17 protein-coding genes are annotated in these 19,187 nt (G+C 67.5%); 15 read left to right on the top strand and 2 right to left on the bottom strand.

Going from position 1 to position 19,187, the window contains the following annotated elements; all coding sequences use genetic code 11:
- Positions 1-47 precede the first annotated feature (47 nt).
- Positions 48-479 (top strand): hypothetical protein, encoded by a 432-nt coding sequence (locus AB0I53_RS09120; protein ID WP_358598865.1) that lies wholly within the window; start codon positions 48-50, stop codon positions 477-479.
- Positions 480-483: 4 nt separating this feature from the next.
- Here AB0I53_RS09120 and AB0I53_RS09115 read toward each other — a convergent pair whose 3' ends face one another.
- Together AB0I53_RS09115 and AB0I53_RS09110 are read right to left on the bottom strand one after the other, a co-directional pair.
- Positions 484-1,911: an MFS transporter gene (locus tag AB0I53_RS09115; protein ID WP_358598862.1), complete on the bottom strand. Its 1,428-nt coding sequence runs from the start codon at positions 1,909-1,911 to the stop codon at positions 484-486.
- Positions 1,912-2,028: 117 nt separating this feature from the next.
- Positions 2,029-2,838: an IclR family transcriptional regulator gene (locus tag AB0I53_RS09110; protein WP_358598860.1), complete on the bottom strand. Its 810-nt coding sequence runs from the start codon at positions 2,836-2,838 to the stop codon at positions 2,029-2,031.
- Between the two features lie 121 nt (positions 2,839-2,959).
- On the opposite strand from AB0I53_RS09110, the gene AB0I53_RS09105 reads away from it, so the two are divergent.
- From AB0I53_RS09105 to folP, 14 genes are all read left to right on the top strand, one after another.
- On the top strand, positions 2,960-3,319 hold the full coding sequence (locus tag AB0I53_RS09105) for a bifunctional 3-phenylpropionate/cinnamic acid dioxygenase ferredoxin subunit (protein ID WP_358598977.1): 360 nt from the start codon (positions 2,960-2,962) through the stop codon (positions 3,317-3,319).
- On the top strand, positions 3,319-4,494 hold the full coding sequence (locus tag AB0I53_RS09100; protein WP_358598857.1) for an FAD-dependent oxidoreductase: 1,176 nt from the start codon (positions 3,319-3,321) through the stop codon (positions 4,492-4,494). The genes AB0I53_RS09105 and AB0I53_RS09100 overlap by 1 nt, the downstream gene beginning before the upstream one ends.
- 157 nt (positions 4,495-4,651) lie before the next feature.
- Positions 4,652-5,797, top strand: coding sequence for an aromatic ring-hydroxylating dioxygenase subunit alpha (locus AB0I53_RS09095; protein ID WP_358598854.1), 1,146 nt, complete (start codon positions 4,652-4,654; stop codon positions 5,795-5,797).
- A 281-nt stretch (positions 5,798-6,078) separates the two neighbouring features.
- A complete protein-coding gene (locus AB0I53_RS09090; protein ID WP_358598851.1) occupies positions 6,079-7,167 on the top strand; it encodes an S-(hydroxymethyl)mycothiol dehydrogenase in 1,089 nt (362 codons plus the stop codon).
- Positions 7,164-7,790, top strand: coding sequence for an MBL fold metallo-hydrolase (locus tag AB0I53_RS09085; RefSeq protein ID WP_358598848.1), 627 nt, complete (start codon positions 7,164-7,166; stop codon positions 7,788-7,790). The genes AB0I53_RS09090 and AB0I53_RS09085 overlap by 4 nt, the downstream gene beginning before the upstream one ends.
- Positions 7,791-7,909: 119 nt before the next feature.
- Positions 7,910-9,211 carry a serine hydroxymethyltransferase gene (glyA, locus tag AB0I53_RS09080; protein WP_358598846.1) on the top strand — a complete coding sequence of 434 codons (1,302 nt, stop codon included), beginning with the start codon at positions 7,910-7,912 and terminating at the stop codon, positions 9,209-9,211.
- A complete protein-coding gene (locus AB0I53_RS09075; protein WP_358598843.1) occupies positions 9,208-10,446 on the top strand; it encodes a sarcosine oxidase subunit beta family protein in 1,239 nt (412 codons plus the stop codon). Before glyA ends, AB0I53_RS09075 begins: the two co-directional genes overlap by 4 nt.
- Before the next feature lie 14 nt (positions 10,447-10,460).
- Positions 10,461-10,778, top strand: coding sequence for a sarcosine oxidase subunit delta (locus AB0I53_RS09070; RefSeq protein ID WP_358598841.1), 318 nt, complete (start codon positions 10,461-10,463; stop codon positions 10,776-10,778).
- Positions 10,775-13,555: a 2Fe-2S iron-sulfur cluster-binding protein gene (locus tag AB0I53_RS09065; protein ID WP_358598839.1), complete on the top strand. Its 2,781-nt coding sequence runs from the start codon at positions 10,775-10,777 to the stop codon at positions 13,553-13,555. Before AB0I53_RS09070 ends, AB0I53_RS09065 begins: the two co-directional genes overlap by 4 nt.
- On the top strand, positions 13,548-14,135 hold the full coding sequence (locus AB0I53_RS09060; protein ID WP_358598836.1) for a sarcosine oxidase subunit gamma family protein: 588 nt from the start codon (positions 13,548-13,550) through the stop codon (positions 14,133-14,135). The genes AB0I53_RS09065 and AB0I53_RS09060 overlap by 8 nt, the downstream gene beginning before the upstream one ends.
- A gap of 109 nt (positions 14,136-14,244) precedes the next feature.
- On the top strand, positions 14,245-16,719 hold the full coding sequence (locus AB0I53_RS09055; RefSeq protein WP_358598833.1) for an FAD-dependent oxidoreductase: 2,475 nt from the start codon (positions 14,245-14,247) through the stop codon (positions 16,717-16,719).
- A 93-nt stretch (positions 16,720-16,812) separates the two neighbouring features.
- Positions 16,813-17,433 (top strand): cyclodeaminase/cyclohydrolase family protein, encoded by a 621-nt coding sequence (locus AB0I53_RS09050; protein WP_358598830.1) that lies wholly within the window; start codon positions 16,813-16,815, stop codon positions 17,431-17,433.
- Positions 17,430-18,308 (top strand): bifunctional 5,10-methylenetetrahydrofolate dehydrogenase/5,10-methenyltetrahydrofolate cyclohydrolase, encoded by an 879-nt coding sequence (locus AB0I53_RS09045; protein WP_358598828.1) that lies wholly within the window; start codon positions 17,430-17,432, stop codon positions 18,306-18,308. Before AB0I53_RS09050 ends, AB0I53_RS09045 begins: the two co-directional genes overlap by 4 nt.
- Positions 18,305-19,180, top strand: coding sequence for a dihydropteroate synthase (folP, locus tag AB0I53_RS09040; protein WP_358598825.1), 876 nt, complete (start codon positions 18,305-18,307; stop codon positions 19,178-19,180). Before AB0I53_RS09045 ends, folP begins: the two co-directional genes overlap by 4 nt.
- Positions 19,181-19,187 lie beyond the last annotated feature (7 nt).

Here is a 19,187-nt window from a genome sequence, read left to right as displayed (position 1 = left end):
GACCCTGAATGACGTGGTACCGAAACCAACGGATTCGAAGGAAACCGATGAAGCCCTTTCCTACCTGGGACAGGAACTCCTACAAGCTGCTGGTCCGCACTGACTTCAGCGACGACGATCTGTGGCGGGACGTGTTGCGCAAGATGCAGGGACCGACTGCGGAAGACGGGTTCACGGCCGATTACCTGACGGTGAACGACCTCGCCTACGCCGGTCTCGCGAAGGAGCAGATCTACGAGCTGACGGATCCCGAGCGGGGAGAGATCTTCGTCGTCGACAAGGTCACCATCACCCATCCCGAGCATCCGGTGTGGGTCGTCAACGTCAGCGATGTCGCCGAACGTTTCGACTTCCGGTGCCTTCCGGTGCAGGCCGTCAGCATCGAGAACAACGTGTCGACGGGGAACTTGGACCTGGAGGAGTACTACGACGCCACTGATTCCGACGGGGTCTTCCGCGGTTTCAAGAGCCGGTGCTGATCACTCAGGACGGATTTTCCAACGGCACGCCGTCTTTCGAGAGCCTCGGTGCGGGCAGGTCCGCGCTCGACGTGAGTGGCGCCGCGCCGGCCAGCGGCCGTCCGGCCGGTTCTTTGAGGAACAGGGCGCTCACGAGTCCGATCGCTCCTGCTCCGATGAGGTAGTAGCCGGGCCAGTCGAGGTTGCCGGTCGTGGTCACCGCTATCCCGATGATCGTGGGTGCGGTTCCCGCGAAGGCCGACACGAACACGTTGAAGACGATGGCGAGGCTGCCGTACCGGACGAAGGTGGGGAAGAGCGCGGGCAGAGTCGATGGAGTCACCGCCGCGAAGCAGAGCAGTGCGAAACCCATGATCAGCAAGCCGAGGAACTGGCCGGAAAGTCCCGCTCGCAGCAGCCACACCGAAGGCAGGCCGAGCAGGATGAGCGAGACACTGCCGGTGATCAGGATCGGCTTCCTGCCGATCCTGTCGCTGAGCCTGCCGACGAAGACGATGGCGCAGAGCATCGCCAGCATGACCGCCACCTGGAGTGCGGTCGACAATGCCTCGTTGGTTCCGCTCTGGCCGTGGCCCGGCAGGATTCTCGTCAAGTAGGTCGGCACGTAGTTCGTCAGGACGTAGTTGGTGACGTTCCAGGCCACGATCAGGCCGCCGGCGATCAGCACCGCCGAACGGCAACGAGTCACCAAGATCTGGAACACGCGGCGCAGCTCCATGGTCGCCATCGCCGGTGAACGCTCCATCAGTTGCCGGAACGCGGGAGTCTCCTCCAGGCGCAGCCGGAGGTAGATCCCGATGACGCCCAGCGGAAGGGCGAGCATGAAGGGCAGCCGCCATCCCCAGGCCAGCAGATCATCTTCCGGCAGCGCGGCCACCAGGATCGCGCACACACCCGCGCCGAGCGTGTACCCGACGAGCGTGCCGAATTCCAGCCAGCTGCCGAAGAAACCGCGCCGCCGATCGGGCGCGTACTCGGCGATGAGGGTCAGCGCTCCGCTGTACTCGCCGCCTGCGGAGAAGCCCTGCAGCATGCGGATGAACAACACGATCAAGGGAGCTGCGATGCCGATGGTGCCGTAGCTGGGAACGAGCCCGAGCAGCGCAGTCGCGATCGCCATCAGGAGAACGGTGGCGGCGAGGACCCTGGTGCGACCGATTCGGTCGCCCAGCGGCCCGAAGATGACCCCGCCGAGCGGGCGAACCAGGAACGCGGCGGCGAACGTGCCGAGCGTGAACACTGCCGCCCATTCCCCGGCATCGGGGAAGAACACCCGATCCAGGGCGATGGCTGCGAGGTAGGAGTAGATCCCGAAGTCGTACCACTCGGCGACGTTGCCCAGCGTCGCAGCCGTTGTCGCGCGACGAATCGTCTGAGCGTCCTCGATGGCCAACTGGCCGCCCACGCCCCGGGGCACGGGCGCCCCGTTCACCCGGCCGCTCCATTCCGCCCGAAGCTCAACCAGGACATCCGAGGGGGTAGCGACATGATCACCCTTGATTCATCCGGCTGATATATCTGTGCAAGCTAATAGATGTGTTATGGGTGGTCAAGAGTTTTCCGCGCCGGCTACGGGCGGGCCTGCGAGGTGCAGCAGTCGATCGAGGATCTCCTCGGCTGCCCGGCCGAGAATCCGCGCGATGTCCTGGAAATCGGCAGGGTGGAGGTGCTCGTCGTCGGCCGACACGCTCAGCGCTCCGGCCATGCGCCCACCAGGGCCCCGCACCGGGACGGCGACGGAGTGGAGGTCGATCTCGAACTCGCCGCTCGCCGCTGCCCAGCCGCGGTCGCGCACCCGGTTCAGGTCCGCGGTCAAGGCGCCGCGCGAAATGACGGTGTTCGCGGTGAACCGCTGCAGCGGTTGCCGCAGGGCCTCTTCGAGTTCCTCGAATCCAAAGTTCGCCAGCAGCACTTTTCCGCTCGCGGTCGCATGCAGCGGCACCCGGAGGCCGATCCAGTTCCGCTCGGTGCTCGGCTCCTGCACGACCGCGGTCGCGCCGCCGCCCTCGAGGACGCTGAGGCTCACCGTCCCACGCAGTTCGGATGCCAGCCGGATGCAGATGGGCCTGCTCTCCCTCGCGATGTCCAGCTGTGCCGCGGTCGCCCCGGCGAGCCGGACGATGCCGAACCCGAGCTGGAACTTCCCGCGTGGCCCCACTTGTTCGACGAACCGGTACTTCTCCAGGCTGGTCATCAGGCGGGATGCGGTCGACTTGTGGACCCCCAGCTCGCGCGCCAGCTCGGTGACGCCGGACGGTCCACGTTGGGCCAGGAGGACGAGCATCGACAGCGCCCGGTCTACGGCTTGGGTGGGGGTCCGGGGCTCAGCGGCCACTGCGGCCTTGCCGTTGTTGTGCATGTTGCAACTCCGAACTCGGGGCGAGCTGATCTGGGATCGGTTAATTGACGGGAAACGATAAGTGCCGGATGCTCTGTTGCGAATCGCACGTCGTGTTCCGCAATCAGCAACAGGAGCAACGATGATCTTAGTTGGCGCGGTGTCCGATATCCCGGTCGGGGAGTCCGTACGTGTGCAGGGCAGCGTGGCGATCGCGGTCTTCAACGCGGACGGCACTTTCTACGCGATTGACGACACGTGCACCCACCAGGATGCTTCGCTGTCGGATGGCTGGCTCGAAGACTGCGCGGTCGAATGTCCGTTGCACGCAGCCTGTTTCGATCTCCGCACCGGCAAGCCTAGCGGGCCACCCGCGCGGAAGCCGGTGCGCACGCACGAGGTCGTCATCGCCGACGGGCAGGTCTACGTGCTCGAAACGGTGGAAGTCGGGGTGGAAGTCGGGGCGGAAGTTGTCGAAGCGCTAGCGGAAGAGGTCCGGTGATGCGGACGATAACTGTTGTCGGGGCTTCCCTTGCCGGGCTCACGGCGACTCGAGCCCTGCGTGATCAGGGATTCGAGGGGCGCATCGTCGTGGTCGGTGACGAAGCTCGCGCGCCTTATGACCGCCCTCCGTTGTCGAAGGAATTCTTGGCCGGAACCGTTTCGGAAGACGACCTGAAACTGGCGACGCCGGAGGACGACGCACTGCAAGCGGATTGGCGCCTCGGCCGCACCGCGACCGCCCTCGACACCGGTGATCGGGCGGTGGTGCTCGACGACGGTGAACGGATCGTGTCCGACGGCGTGGTGTTGGCGACTGGCGCCCGGGCCAAGAACCTCCCCGGGGAGCTGCCGAAGGGCGTGCACACGCTTCGTACGTTCGACGATGCGGTGGCGTTGCGCAAGGAGTTGGTCGAAGGAGTCCGTCTGGTGGTGATCGGGGCGGGGTTCATCGGTTCCGAGATCGCCTCGACGGCGGTGGGGTTGGGCGTCGAGGTCGATGTCGTCGAGGCTGCGCCCGTGCCGTTGCTGAAGCCGCTCGGTGCCGAGATGGGGGAGATCTGCGCCGGGCTGCACGCCACCAAGGGAGTGCGGCTGCACACCGGCGCCATGCTCGCCGAGCTCGTTGGCGGTGCGCAGGTGACAGCCGTCCGCCTGACCGACGGCCGCGAACTCCCGGCCGACGTGGTGGTGGTCGGGATCGGGGCAGAGCCATGCGTGGAATGGCTGGACGGGTCGGGTGTCGACCTCGATGACGGTGTCGTGACCGATGCGCAGGGTGTTTCGAACATCCCCGGCGTTGTCGCGGTCGGTGACTGCGCCAACTCCCATCGGAACTATCTCGGCTCTTCGCGGCGCATGGAGCACTGGACCAATGCCGTGCAGCAGCCGGTCGCGGCGGCGTCCGCTCTCCTCGGCCGGAGCTACACGCCGCCGGCGCACCACGAAGTGCCGTACTTCTGGTCGGATCAGTACGGCCACAAGATCCAGTTCGCCGGGCACCGCTCTGCGGATTCCAGGATCGAAGTCCTCGAGGGCAGCCTCGATTCGCTCGACTTCCTCGCGCTCTACCGCGACCAGGACGGGAATCCGGAAGCGGTTCTCGCGATCGACCGTGCCCGCTCGTTCGGGAGATGGCGCCGCCAGCTGGCTGGATTCCTGCCGGCGCTGCGCTGATCAGAACTGCGCTGATCAAAACTCAGGTAGTCCCTCCTCACGCTAGCGCAGTGATCCTCGGGCGCCGGCTCGGCTCAGGTGTTCTCCGAGTCTTCCGCTGCCTTGGATCCGCGCCGACTGTTCATCGCCGCATTGCAGTAGAAGGAAAGGATCGTCTGTGAGTTCCGTCGAAGTCGACAGCCAGCAGCATCCGGAACCCGCTTCCAGCCTGATTCCTACCTTGCCGGGATCGCACTACACGGATGACGCGGTCTTCGAGCTCGAGAAGTCCCGAATCTTCCAGCGCAACTGGTTCGCTGCGGCTCGCAGCAGCGACATGTCCACGCCGGGAAGCTTCCGCAACGTCGATGTCGGAGGGGAGAGCGTGCTGATCGTGCGTGGCCGCGACGGCGCGTTGCGCGCGTTCCTCAACGTCTGCCGGCACCGCGGCGCGCGCCTGTGCGTTGAGGAGTCCGGATCGGTCCGGAGGTCCTTGCAATGTCCGTACCACGCGTGGACTTACGGCCTCGATGGCTCGCTCATCGCGGCACCGAACCTGAACTCCATGAACGACGTGAACCGCGACGAGTACGGCCTCATCGGCGTCGCCATGCGGGAGTGGCTCGGAACCGTCTGGGTCTGCCTGGCCGACGAGCCGCCATCCTTCGAGGACACCGTGCAGAAGCCGGTCGCCGACCGGCTGGGTGATCCCACCGTCATCGACGGGTGGGGAATCGACGACCTCGTGGTCGGTCGTCGGATCACCTACGACGTGAAGGCGAACTGGAAGCTCATCGTCGAGAACTTCATGGAGTGCTACCACTGCGCGACCATCCACCCCGAACTGACCGAAGTGCTGCCCGAGTTCGCCGATGGCTACGCGGCGCAGTACTTCGTGGGACACGGCGCGGAGTTCGGCGAGGAGATCACCGGCTTCACCGTGGACGGCCAGAACGGTTTCGGAACGCTCTCCGGTGTTGACGAGGACCACGATCGGCGCTACTACGCGATCACGATCAACCCGCAGGTGTTCATCAACCTCGTCCCGGACCACGTGATCTTCCACCGCATGTACCCGGTAGCAGTGGACCGGACGATCGTCGAGTGCGACTGGCTTTACACGCAGGAGGTCATCGACAGCGGGGCCGATCTTTCACCTTCGGTGGAGCTGTTCCACCGGGTCAACCAGCAGGACTTCGACGCGTGCGAGCGTTGCCAGCCGGCGATGTCCTCGCGGGCGTACGCGTCGGGTGGTGTGCTGGTCCCGAGCGAGCACCACATCGGTGAGTTCCGGGATTGGGTGACGGCCGCGATCTCCGGCTGAGTTCACCGGAAGCCGCGGGAATCTCGCAGCAAGTCCAGGGGCCGGATCGGTGTATTCGCGCCTCCGGTCCGGCCCCGCGCCGTCGATCTGGGCACCCTGGACGCTGGACTGATATACCAATCGTATGTCAACCTGGGGCGTCGCGGCACGCGTCCCGGTCGAGGTTCGGAGCTGTCCGACGAGCAAGCCTTCCCGTGCCTTCGAGCCACATCCCGTTCGAGCGGACCGTGGTCCGGCTCGTCTGCGTTCGAGGAACAAGCAGGAAGAAGGAGAAAAACCGTATGTCGCAAGAAGTCCGCGGAGTCGTCTCGGTTGCGCAGGGCAAGCCCGTCTCCGTCGAGACGATCGTGATCCCGGACCCGGGTCCTGGTGAGGCCGTGGTGCGGGTGCAGGCGTGCGGGGTGTGCCACACGGACCTGCACTACCGGGAAGGCGGGATCAACGACGAGTTCCCCTTCCTGCTTGGGCACGAGGCGGCCGGGGTGGTGGAATCGGTCGGCGAAGGCGTCGTCAACGTCGCCCCGGGCGACTACGTGATCCTGAACTGGCGTGCGGTCTGCGGGCAGTGCCGTGCCTGCAGCAAGGGCAAGCCGCAGTACTGCTTCAACACGCACAACGCGACGCAGAAGATGACGTTGGCTTCGGGGCGGGAACTGAGCCCGGCGCTGGGGATCGGAGCGTTCGCGGAGAAGACCCTCGTGGCCGCGGGGCAATGCACCAAGGTTGATTCGCGGGTCAAGCCGCAGGTGGCGGGACTGCTCGGATGCGGGGTGATGGCCGGGATCGGTGCCGCGATCAACACCGGGGAAGTGGGCCGGGGTGATTCGGTAGCGGTGATCGGCTGCGGAGGCGTCGGCGACGCGGCCATCGCTGGGGCCGAGCTCGCGGGGGCGAGCACGATCGTGGCGGTGGACCGGGACCCGCGGAAGCTGGACAAGGCCCGGGACTTCGGTGCCACCCACTTCATCGATGCCCGAGACGCCGATGTCGTCGAGGAAATTCGGAGCTGCACCGGGGGATTCGGTGCCGACGTGGTGATCGACGCCGTTGGACGTCCGGAGACCTGGAAGCAGGCGTTCGAGGCACGCGACCTGGCCGGCACCGTCGTGCTCGTCGGCGTGCCGACGCCGGACATGACGGCGCCGGAGTTGCCGCTGATCGAATACTTCGCTCGAGGCGGAGCGCTCAAGTCCTCGTGGTACGGCGACTGCCTGCCCTCTCGTGACTTCCCGGCCCTGGTCGACCTGCACCTGCAGGGCCGGTTGCCGCTGGAGAAGTTCGTGACCGAGGAGATCTCCCTGGATGACGTGGAGGTCGCCTTCGAGAAGATGCACCGCGGTGAGGTCCTGCGCTCGGTGGTGGTCCTGTGAGTCCGATCGAGCACCTGGTCACCTCGGGCACGTTCTCCCTCGATGGAGGCACCTGGGAGGTCGACAACAACGTCTGGCTGGTCGGTGACGACCGCGAGGTTCTCCTCATCGACCCGGCGCACGATGCCGAGGCGATCGCGGAAATGGTCGGCGATCGCCGGGTGACGGCGATCGTGTGCACCCACGCCCACGACGACCACATCAACCAGGCGCCGGTGCTGTCCAGGCGCTTCAACGCACCCGTGATGCTCAACCCCGCCGAAGCGGTGTTGTGGAAACTGACCCACCCGGATCATCAGCCGGACGGTGAATTGTCGGACGAGCAGATCCTCACCGTCGCGGGCATCGATTTGCACGTCCTGTCGACGCCGGGGCATTCGCCGGGCTCCGCCTGTCTCCACATTCCCGAGCTGGAGACGGTGTTCACCGGGGACACCCTGTTCCAGGGCGGGCCTGGTGCCACCGGTCGGTCCTACTCCAGCTTCGACACGATCATCGAGTCGATCGGCCGCACATTGCTCGCCTTGCCGGGAGAAACGATCGTCCACACCGGACACGGCGGTTCGACCACCATCGGCGCCGAGGCGCCACATCTGGAGGAATGGATAGCGCGGGGGCACTGAGTCCCGGCATCCGCGAGAAGTTGTCCCAGGCCTGTTGACCGAGGCCGCAGCGGGTCTTAGCGTGACCTTTAACTGATATATCAACCGGACGAACACTGGTACAACGGGAGGGCGGCCGCATGTCCGCAACGGTTGATCGTCAAGGGGCGCCGAGCGCCGAGAGAGTGCTCGGCCTGCCACTTGCGGAGACGGATCCGGAGGTCCATGCGGCCGTCAACCGCGAGCTGATCCGGCAGCGGAGCACGCTGGAGATGATCGCGAGTGAGAACTTCGCGCCGCTGGGCGTGATGCAGGCGCAGGGCTCGGTGCTGACCAACAAGTACGCCGAAGGGTATCCGGGGCGTCGCTACTACGGTGGCTGCGAGAACGTCGACGAGATCGAGCAGCTGGCGATCGACCGGGCCAAAACGCTGTTCGGGGCCGACTACGCGAATGTGCAGCCGCACTCCGGCGCCCAGGCGAACTCGGCGGTCATGGCCGCGTTGCTGGCGCCGGGCGACACGTTCCTCGGTCTGGACCTCGCGCACGGCGGGCACCTGACGCATGGAATGCGCCTGACCTTCTCGGGGAAGTACTTCGATGCTGTGGCGTACCACGTGCGCGAAGACGACCACCTCGTCGACATGGACGAGGTGGAGCGGTTGGCGAAGGAACGACGACCGAAGTTGATCATCGCGGGATGGTCGGCTTACCCGCGGCACCTGGACTTCCAGGAGTTCCGGCGGATCGCCGACGAGGTCGGCGCCTACCTGATGGTGGACATGGCGCACTTCGCCGGGCTGGTGGCCGCCGGCCTGCACCCGTCCCCGGTGCCACACGCGCACGTGGTCACCTCGACCACGCACAAGACCCTCGGGGGCCCGCGCGGTGGGGTCGTGCTCGCGCAGCGGGACCTGGCGAAGAAGCTCAACTCCAGCGTGTTCCCCGGCTTGCAGGGCGGTCCGCTCGAGCACGTGATCGCGGCCAAGGCGGTGGCGTTCAAGCTCGCCGGGGAACCCGCCTTCCGCGAGCGGCAGGAGCGGACTCTCGCCGGCGCGAGGATCCTTGCCGACCGGCTGTCGCACGAACAGAACGTCGGCGTGGTCTCCGGCGGCACCGACGTCCACCTCGTGCTGGTGGATCTCCGCAACTCCGAGCTGGACGGGAAGCAGGCCGAGGACCGGCTGCACCGGGTCGGCATCACCGTGAACCGCAACGCGGTCCCGTTCGACCCGCGTCCGCCGATGGTCTCCTCCGGTGTGCGCATCGGTACTCCGGCGCTGGCCGCGCGCGGCTTCGACGAAGAGGACTTCATCGAGGTCTCGGACATCATCGCGCTGGCGCTGCGTCCCGAGACGCCGGAAGTCGGCCTCGACGCCCTCGCCGCCCGCGTCGCGAACCTCGCCCAAAGTCGTCCTCTCTACTCGGAGCTGCAGGCATGAGTACGAACATCACGCCTCCTGGCGCGGATCTGCCCGAACATCCCGATTTCCTCTGGCGCAACCCGGAGCCGAAGAGGTCCTACGACGTGGTCATCGTCGGTGGCGGCGGGCACGGTTTGGCGACTGCGCACTACCTGGCGAAGAACCACGGCATCACCAACGTCGCCGTTCTGGAGAAGGGCTGGCTCGCGGGTGGCAACATGGCCCGCAACACGACGTTGATCCGGTCCAACTACCTGTGGGACGAATCCGCGGCGATCTACGAGCACTCCCTGAAACTGTGGGAGGGCTTGGAGGAGGACCTCGGCTACCCGATCCTGTTCTCGCAGCGCGGTGTGCTCAACCTGGCGCACACCGAGCAGGACATCCGGGACTCGATCCGCCGGGTCGAGGCCAACAAGCTCAACGGGATCGATGCGGAGTGGCTGGGCCCGGAAGAGGTCAAGGAAGTCTGCCCGATCGTCAACGTCTCCTCGGACATCCGGTACCCGGTGCAGGGCGCCACCTACCAGCCCCGGGCCGGGATCGCCAAGCACGACTACGTCGCCTGGGGCTTCGCCCGTCGTGCGGATGAGGCCGGGATCGACCTGATCCAGGACTGCGAGGTCACCGGGTTCACAGTGGACGGTGAACGGGTGACCAGCGTGTGCACCACCCGCGGTGACATCGCCTGCGGCACCGTCGCGCTCTGCGCCGCGGGGCACACGTCGGTTCTGCTGGACGAGCTCGGCGTCCGCACGCCTCTGCAGTCGCACCCGCTGCAGGCACTGGTATCGGAACTGCTGGAGCCGGTGCACCCGACCATCGTGATGTCCAACGCCGTGCACGTGTACGTCTCGCAGGCGCACAAGGGCGAGCTGGTGATGGGCGCGGGCGTTGATTCCTACAACGGTTACGGGCAGCGCGGAGCATTCCACATCATCGAGCGGCAGATGGCGGCAGCGGTCGAGCTGTTCCCGGTCTTCGCCCGCGCACACCTGCTGCGCACCTGGGCTGGGATCGTCGACGTCACTCCGGACGCAAGCCCGATCGTCGGGCACACCCCGTTCGAGAACGTCTACGTCAATTCCGGTTGGGGCACCGGCGGGTTCAAGGCCACGCCGGGTATCGGCTGGTGCTATGCGCACACCATCGCGCACGGCGAGCCGCATCCGTACGTCGCCCCGTTCAGCCTCGACCGCTTCACGACCGGAGCGCTCGTCGACGAACACGGCGCCGCCGCCGTCGCCCACTGAATCCGAGGACTGCCATGCAACTGATCCACTGCCCCTGGTGCGGCCCCCGCGAGGAGGTCGAGTTCCACTACGGCGGCCAAGCCGACATCTCCTACCCGGAGAAACCAGCCGATCTCTCGGACCAGGAATGGGCCGAGTTCGTTTTCTACCGCGACAACCAGAAGGGCCCGTTCCCGGAGCGGTGGAGCCACAGCACCGGCTGCCGGCGTTGGTTCAACGCCGTCCGGGACACCCGCACGTACCAGTTCCTCGCCGTCTACAAGGTCGGTGAACCTGCGCCCAGGATTCCCGGTCCGGAATCGACCGAGCCGACCACGGAGGTGCGGGCATGAGCCGGATCCACGGATATGGCCGCATCGACCGCAGCCGCACGCTGACTTTCACCTTCGACGGCCGCACCTACACCGGCCATCCCGGCGACACGCTGGCGTCGGCTCTGCTGGCCAACGGCGTCCACTGCGTTGGCACCAGTGTGAAACTGGGCCGGCCTCGCGGGATCGGCGCGGCGTGGACCGAGGACGCAACCGGCCTGGTGCAGATCGAGGAGCCGTTCCCGGAGCCGATGCTGCAGGCCGCCACGATCGAGCTAACGGATGGGCTCGTCGCTCGCGGAGTCAACGGGCAGGGCCGCCTCGCCGAGGTTCCGGATCCGGCGCGCTACGACCGCAAGCACACCCACGTCGACACCCTGGTGATCGGTGCCGGCCCGGCGGGTCTGCTGGCCGCGCGTAGTGCCGCCCGCGCCGGGGAAAGCGTCGTCCTGGTCGATGACCGGCCCACACCGGGCGGCAGCCTGACCGGCACCGAGCGGATGGACGGGCTCCCGGCGCTGGAGTTCGTCGCGGAGGTAGTCGCCGAGCTGGCGGCGAACCCGGATGTGCTGCACCTGCAGCGCACGACGGCGTTCGGCCAGTACGACGACGGGTTCGTGCTCGCACTGGAACGCCGCACCGACCACCTCGGCACGGACGCGGCTGCGACCCGCTGTCGTCAACGGGTGCATCGCATCCGTGCGCTGAAGGTCGTCGTTGCGGCCGGCGCTCACGAGCGGCCGATCGTGTTCGAGGACAACGACCGCCCGGGCATCATGCTCGCTTCGGCGGCGCGGGACTACCTGCACCGCTACGGCGTGCTCGCCGGCCGCGAGGTCGTCGTCTTCACCAGCGACGACTCCGCCTACTCCGCGGCGATCGATCTTGCCGACGCAGGTGCGAACGTGACGATCCTCGACGCCAGGGACGACCTACCGCTGGAATGGGAAACGCGTGCGAGGGAACGAGGTGTCGGCGTTTCCGCGTCCACCGCGGTCATCGGTGCGGAAGGCGAGGAGCACGTCAGTGCGGTGATCGCGCGCAACGCTGAGGGCGATGTGCGGATTCCTGCGGACCTCCTGCTGGTTTCGGGCGGCTGGAACCCGGCGGTGCACCTGTTCAGCCACATCAAGGGCGCGCTCACCTACGACGCCTCGCTCGGCGCCTTCCGGCCGGCCGGAAGCCTGCCTGGCGTCACCGTGATCGGTGCCGCCAACGGCACCCTCGACCTGGGCGACGTGGTGCGCGACGGGGCTGGTGACGAGGCACCGGTAGTCGGGGCGGAGCCGATCCGCACGCCGACGAAGGTGATCTGGCGTACCGGAGGTGACCCGGAGAGGCAGTTCGTCGACATTCAGCGCGACGCCTCGGTGACAGACATCGGCCGCGCGGTCGGCGCCGGACTGCGTTCGGTGGAGCACGTCAAGCGGTACACCACGATCGGCACCGCGCATGACCAGGGCAAGACCTCGGGCGTGATCGCTTCGGGAATCACCGCGGAACTGCTCGGCCGTCCGATCGAGGAACTGGGCACCACCACGTTCCGCCCGCCCTACACACCGGTCCCGTTCGCCGCTCTGGCCGGGCGCGAACGCGGCAACCTGTTCGATCCCGAGCGGATCACCGCCGTGCACTCCTGGCACGTCGAAGCCGGAGCGGTCTTCGAGGACGTGGGGCAGTGGAAGCGCGCCCGCTACTACCCGAAGCCCGGCGAGGACATGGAGTCCGCCGTGCTGCGCGAGTGCGCCGCGACGCGGGCCGGTGTCGGCATCCTCGACGGCTCCACGCTGGGCAAGATCGATGTCCAAGGCCCGGATGCCGCTGCGTTCCTCGACCGCATCTACACGAACATGATGAGCACGCTCAAGGTTGGCCGAGTGCGCTACGGCGTCATGTGCGGCAACGACGGCATGGTCATCGACGACGGCACGGTGCTGCGGATCGAGGAGAACCGCTACCTGGTCACGACGACGACCGGTGGGGCGGCGGCGGTCCTGGACTGGATGGAGGAGTGGCTCCAGACGGAGTGGCCCGAGCTGCGGGTGCACCTCGCGTCGGTCACCGAGCAGTGGGCGGTCTACCCGGTTGTCGGGCCGCGCTCACGCGAGGTGCTCGGCGAGGTGTTCCCCGACCTGGACGTGTCGAACGAGGCGTTCCCGTTCATGTCGTGGAAGGACACGACGCTCGACGGTGTTCCCGTCCGCGTCGCCAGGATCTCCTTCTCCGGCGAGCTGGCCTATGAGGTCAACATCAATTCCTGGTACGGGCTTTCGCTGTGGAAGCGGTTGCTGGCGGCGGGAAAGCGCTTCGGCATCACGCCGTACGGGACCGAGACGATGCACGTGCTGCGTGCGGAGAAGGGCTACCCGATCATCGGGCAGGACACCGATGGCACGGTTACCCCGCAGGACCTCGGCATGAACTGGGTCGTGTCGAAGAAGAAGGAAGACTTCATCGGCAAGCGCTCGTTCGCGAGGCCCGAGAACCACAACCCGTTGCGGAAGCAGCTCGTCTCGCTGCTGCCGACCGATGGGCTCACCAAACTGCGTGAGGGCTCGCAGATCGTGGAACGCCGCGAGGACGGGACTCTTCCCGAGCCACCGGTCCCGATGCTCGGCCACGTCACGTCCAGCTACCGCAGTGCCGAGCTGGGGCGGCCGTTCGCCCTGGCGCTGGTGAAGAACGGCCGCGCCCGCATCGGTGACCTGGTGCACGTCCCGGTGGACGGCGCACTCGTCGAGGCGGAGATCGGCCACACCGTGCTGGTGGACCCGGAAGGAGCACGCCGCGATGGCTGAAACCCTCTACGTCACGCATCCCCTGGAAGCCTGGAGACCCGCGCTGGCGGCGCTGACATGGGCGATCGATGGGCTGGTGGTCAAGCCCGAGAACCCGGTGGCCGCAGCAGATCTGCGCGTTGATGCCGACGGGCCGGGCGCTGCTGCGGTGGAGCACGCGTTGGGCTCGGCGCTACCCGTCGAACCCAACACCTGGACCGCCACCCGCGAGGGCCAGATCATCTGGCTCGGGCCGGACGAGTGGCTCGTGACGAGCAGCATCTCCCGCCCGCACGAGCTGGAGGACTCGCTCGGCAAGGTCGTGTCCGCCCATGACGGCGCGGCCGTGGACGTGTCCGCGCAACGCACCACGATCCGGCTGGGCGGCGCGCTGGCCCGCGAGCTGCTCTCGTTCGGCTGCTCGATCGACCTGCGGCCCGCAGCGTTTCCCGGCGGATCGTGCGCGCAGACCAGCATCGGGCAGGCCGGCGTGCTGATCCTCGCCCTCGGCGACGGCGACGACTTCCGGCTCTTCGTCCGGCCGTCGTTCGCCGGATACCTCGCGGACTGGCTGCTCGACACGGCTCAGGAATTCCGCTGAATCCGAACCGGACCCGGTCGGCCGCGGTCATGCGCGCGGCCGGCCTCCCACCTCAGCAGGCACCCTCCCAGCGGTCACCGCGGACCGTCCAGTTAGGAGAGACCCCGTCATGAGCACCATCCCTCGCGTCGTCATCATCGGAGCCGGGATCGTCGGTGCCAACCTGGCCGACGAGCTCACCGAACGCGGCTGGACCGAGGTCACCGTCGTCGATCAGGGGCCGCTTCCCCTCACCGGTGGCTCGACCTCGCACGCACCCGGTCTCGTCTACCAGACCAACGGTTCGAAGACCATGACCGAGCTGGCGACCTACACGGTGGAGAAGCTCAAGAGCCTCGACGTCGATGGCGCTTGGTGCTTCAACCAGGTCGGTGGCCTGGAAATCGCGACCACACCGGAACGGCTCGCGGACCTGCACCGCAAACAGGGGTGGGCCACCTCCTGGGGCATCCCTGGCGAGATCGTCGGGCCGGATCGGTGCGCCGAACTGCACCCGCTGCTCGACCGCGAGCGCGTGCTCGGCGGCTTCCACACTCCCACGGACGGCCTCGCCAAGGCATCCCGGGCTGTCACCGCGTTGATCCGCCGGGCCGAATCCCGCGGTGCGGTGTTCCACGGTTCGACCCGTGTCGTGGAGATCCTCCAGCAGGGCGGCCGCGTTGCCGGGGTGCGCACCGGAAGCGGTGCGGAGATCGCTGCCGACATCGTGGTCTCCTGCGCCGGGTTCTGGGGGAAGGCCGTCGGCGAGCTGGTCGGCATGAAGGTGCCGTTGCTCCCGCTGGCCCACCAGTACGTGCGCACCGGGCAGATCGCCGAGCTCGTCGGCCGCAACGACGAGCGGATCGAGGCGCGGCTTCCGATCCTCCGCCACCAGGACCACGATCTCTACTACCGCGAGCACAACGACTGCCTCGGCATCGGCACCTACGCCCACCGCCCCATGCCCGCGCAGCTGTCGGAGCTGCCCGAAGTCGACGACGATGACCTCACCGAGGCGGCGATGCCCTCGATGTTGCCGTTCACCGAAGAGGACTTCGCTCCGTCGTGGGAGCACAGCAAGGCGCTGCTGCCGTCGTTGCGGGAAGCGAAGATCGATACTGGGTTCAACGGCATCTTCTCCTTCACGCCCGACAACGGGCCGCTGGTCGGCGAATCCCCGGACGTGGCAGGCTTCTGGGTCGCCGAAGCCGTGTGGGTGACTCACTCCGCAGGCGTCGCCCGCGCCGTCGCGCAGCTGCTCGTGAACGGCCGCAGCGACATCGAGCTCCACGGGTGCGACGTCAACCGGTTCGACGAGATCGAGACGACGGACGCCTACGTCAGCGAAACCTCGCAGCGGAACTTCGTGGAGATCTACGACGTCCTGCACCCGCTGCAGCCGAAGCTCTCACCGCGGGACGTGCGGGTGAGCCCGTTCCACGCGCGGCAGAAGGAACTGGGAGCGTTCTTCCTCGAATCGCACGCTTGGGAACGGCCGCACTGGTACGAGGCCAACGCGCGTCTGGTGAAGGAGCTGCCCACCGAGTGGCAACCGCCGTCGCGCGACGCGTGGTCGGCGATGTTCCACTCGCCGATCGCAGCGGCCGAGGCGTGGAAGACCCGTACCGCGGTCGCCATGTACGACATGACCCCGCTCAAGCGCATCGAGGTCAGCGGGCCCGGGGCGGTTGAGTTCCTGCAACGGCTGACCACCGGCAAGATGGACAAGTCCGTCGGCTCGGTGACCTACGCCCTCGTGCTGGACCGGGCCGGCGGCATCCGCTCCGACGTCACCGTGGCCAGGCTCGGCGAAGAGCTGTTCCAGGTCGGGGCCAACGGCAATCTCGACCTGGACTACTTCCTGCGCGAGGCGCCGGCCGACCGCAGCGTGCAGATCCGCGACATCACCGGCGGAACCTGCTGCGTCGGAGTCTGGGGGCCGTTGGCCCGTGACCTGGTGCAGCCGTTGAGCGGCGATGACTTCTCCCACGAAGCGCTGAAGTACTTCCGCCTCAAGCACGCGCACATCGCCGGCATCCCGGTCACCGCGATGCGACTGTCCTATGTGGGCGAGCTCGGCTGGGAGATCTACACCAGCGCCGAGTACGGTCAGCGGCTTTGGGATGCGCTGTGGGAAGCCGGGCAACCGCTGGGCGTCATCGCCGCGGGGCGGGCCGCGTTCAACAGCCTCCGCCTGGAGAAGGGTTACCGGTCGTGGGGCGGTGATATGACGACCGAGCACAACCCGTACGAAGCCGGCCTCGGATTCGCCGTGAACAAGAAGAAGACCGGTTACGTCGGCTACGACGCGATCGCCGGGCTCAGCGACGAACCGGTCACCCGCCGTCTTGCCTGTCTGACCATCGATGATGGCAGAAGTGTGGTGCTGGGCCACGAACCCGTCTTCCTCGATGGCGAGGCTGCGGGGTACGTGACGTCGGCCGCGTTCGGCCACACGATCGGCAAGCCGATCGCCTACGCCTGGCTCCCCGCGTCGGCCACGGAAGGCACCTCGGTGGAGATCCAGTACTTCGGGCGGAAGGTGCGCGCCACCGTCGCCGCCGAACCACTGGTCGATCCGGAGATGGCCCGCATCCGCCGCTGATCCCTGAGCCGGGGTGCGCGGTCCTGGCGGTCGGTGACCGCGCACCCCATCCCATTCGCGGGTTCAGCCCGCCGAGCAGGAAAGACCGATGACATGCGCAAGGACACCCTCGAAACGTTCCTGGGCTCTCTCGCCGCTCGGTTACCAGCCCCGGGTGGCGGGGCGAGCGCCGGATTGCACGCCGCCCAGGCCGCCGCGCTGGTCGGGATGGTCGCCCGCTACAGCGACGGCGAGAAGTACGCAGAGCACGCCGAGACTGTCACAGCGGTGCGGAATGCCGCAGACGACCTCGGCCAGCGCGCGCTGACGCTGACCGAAGATGACGCCTCGGCTTTCGGAGCCGTCGGGGATGCCTACGCACTCCCACGGTCCACAGAGGAGGAAAAGGCCGCTCGCTCACAAGCGATCGCGGCGGCCCTGATCGAGGCGGGCCGAGTGCCCGCACGGGTAGTTGCGGTTGCTGAGCAGATCATCGGCTTGGCCGAGCAGGTGCTTCCGATTGGAAATCGCAACGTCATCAGTGACGTCGCCGCCGCTGCGGAAGCCGCCCGCGCCGCAGCGACCACGGCGCGGGTGAACGTGGAGGTCAACCTCGCCGGGATCACCGGCGCGGAGGAGCGCGCCGAGCTGACTGCGGCCATTGCCGACGTTGACGACATCGCCGCGCGCGCCGACAAGGTCACCGCCGCGGTACGGGAGGTGATCACGCGATGACCGGACAGCTCATCTCTGATGAGCCGACGACGGCCGTGCTCAGCGGCGTCAGGCTTGCCAAGGAGATCCGAGCCGAGGTCACCACCACCGCGGCGACGCTCGCCGAGGCCGGCGTTCCGCCGCGCCTGGCGGTCGTCGTCGCCACGGACGATGAGTCCACCGCCTGGTACGTCCGCTCGATTGCGAACGCCGCATCCAAGACCGGGATCCGGTGCGACGTCATCGATCTGGGCGCTGGAGCGACGCCGGCCGAGATCCGCAGCGAACTCGCCTCCCTGAGCGCGGATCCGTCGGTCCACGGAATCATGTTGCAGACCCCGTTGCCCGGCGGGGCGACCGTTGAGGAGCTGGCGGCTTCGATCGCTCCGGAAAAGGACGTGGACGGCGCCAACCCGGTGTCGCTGGGTCGGCTCAGCGCCGGGCTGGCCGCTTTCGTGCCCGCGACCGCCGCAGCGGTGCTGGAGTTGCTGGAACACCACGAGATTCCGCTGTCCGGGCGTCGGGCCGTCGTCGTCGGCCGCTCCAACGTCGTCGGCAAACCGGCTGCCCAGCTGCTGTTGCGGCGCGACGCGACGGTGACCGTGTGCCATCGCTACACCCGGGACCTCACCGCGCACACGCATCCCGCCGAGATCCTCGTGGTGGCCGTGGGCCAGGTCGGTCTGATCGGCGCCGAGCACGTCAGTCCTGGGGCAGTCGTGATCGACGTCGGCACCAACCCAACCGTCGATGGCGGCCTGGTAGGTGACGTGGACGAGACCGCGGTGACCGGCATGGTCGCCGGGCTGACACCGGTGCCCGGCGGAGTGGGACCAGTGACCACGGCTCTACTGCTGCGGCACACGGTCGAGTCCGCTTCCAGGAGCACCGCATGACCGAGCCGCAACACACTGCCGTCGGCCTGAGGACTCCCATAGCCGGTGCTGCGGTGGGAAGTCTGCTGCGGATGCTGCATGGCCCGCGCAAACTGGTGTGCGGAATCCTCAACGTCACACCGGATTCGTTCTCCGACGGTGGCACTCACTGGAACAACGGTGCGGCCGTTCGGCACGGGCTCCGCCTGATCGAGGAGGGCGCCGACATCCTCGATATCGGTGGCGAATCCACGCGGCCGGGTTCCCACCCGCCGAGCGTCGCGGAGGAGCTCGACCGGGTCGTGCGCGTCATCGAGCAGTTGGCGCGGCGGACGGACGCTCCGCTGTCCATCGACACCTCGCGCCCGGAGGTGATGAGTGCAGCCGTGGCCGCGGGTGCGACGTTGATCAACGACGTGCGCGCATTGCGCTATCCCGGTGCAGTCGAGATGGCGGCCGGTTTGGGAGTTCCGATCTGCCTGTCGCACATGCTCCGGCCGCCACACCTGATGCAGGGCGACCCGCGCTATGTCGACGTGTTCGCCGAAGTGGCGGAGTTCCTGCGGGAACGGATCGAGGTGTGTGCCAGTGCGGGCATCCCGCGCGAGCACCTCGTGATCGACCCCGGGTTCGGCTTCGGCAAGACCTTGGAGCACAACCTGACCTTGCTGCGGTCGCTCGGCGCGTTCACCGAGCTCGGTGCACCGGTCATGGCCGGACTTTCGCGCAAGGCAATGCTCGGACAGATCACCGGACGGTCGGTGGGACAGCGGGAGGCCGCCTCGGTCACCGCCGCCGTGCTAGCGGCGCAGCGCGGCGCGAAGATTCTCCGGGTCCATGACGTGGCGGCCACGGTCGACGCGCTCAAGGTGCTTGACGCGACCGGGGTTTGAACGGGAG

It is taken from the genome of Saccharopolyspora sp. NPDC050389, from assembly GCF_040655595.1.
In the GTDB taxonomy this organism is placed as follows: Bacteria; Actinomycetota; Actinomycetes; order Mycobacteriales; family Pseudonocardiaceae; genus Saccharopolyspora.
This window is presented reverse-complemented; position numbering and strand designations above follow the sequence as displayed.